Genomic DNA, 620 nt, shown 5'->3' with positions numbered 1-620 from the left:
TGGTTATCTTGCCATGATTTTATCACTTTTGATGCACTCAAAGAGAGTGTAAAAAACATCATGGATAATTATCCGTCAAAATATACGATAACTTTTAGTTAAGCACTTAAACCTTATACCATTGAAAATAACCTCAAAATCAGTGAAAGTAAGGTGCCCGCAGCATTGTTTAGCGGTTTTGTTCTAAATGTTGACTCTAATGCGTTAGATAAGCTAATGATTAATTATGGGATCTCCAATGTTGATATTGGGTATTTACTTCTTAACATGAATAAAGAATGCAGTTTCAGTAATGTAACAGACGGTTCAGGAATTAATCCTGTAACAGGACACGAGACTGAATATCAAAGATTTGTCGCTAATGGCGGCAGCCTCGGTCTAATTGTGAGTGGCGATATTGGTAGTACCACTCAAGACCCTTTAATGGCATGTACTGAAAATGAATTAACTAGTTTTATTGTAAATGCTATAGAAGCAGCACCTGTCACTATTGATCGCATCACATTTGATAGAGCTATAGTCGTTTCTGGTGTATGAGGATAAAGCATTGCGATGTAACCTGTTAATTGATCTTGGCCGATCAACAATTAACAAAAGGAACATCGCAATGACTAAAAATG

At 35.8% G+C, this 620-nt stretch carries 1 protein-coding gene; it reads left to right on the top strand.

Going from position 1 to position 620, the window contains the following annotated elements; all coding sequences use genetic code 11:
* Nucleotides 1-153: 153 nt before the first annotated feature.
* On the top strand, nucleotides 154-537 hold the full coding sequence (locus L2764_RS27545; protein ID WP_248943511.1) for a hypothetical protein: 384 nt from the start codon (nucleotides 154-156) through the stop codon (nucleotides 535-537).
* Nucleotides 538-620: the final 83 nt, after the last annotated feature.

The sequence above is a fragment of the Shewanella surugensis genome (assembly GCF_023284005.1).
Lineage (GTDB): Bacteria > Pseudomonadota > Gammaproteobacteria > Enterobacterales > Shewanellaceae > Shewanella > Shewanella surugensis.
Note: the sequence above shows the minus strand (reverse complement) of the source record. Positions and strands in the feature narration are given on the sequence as shown.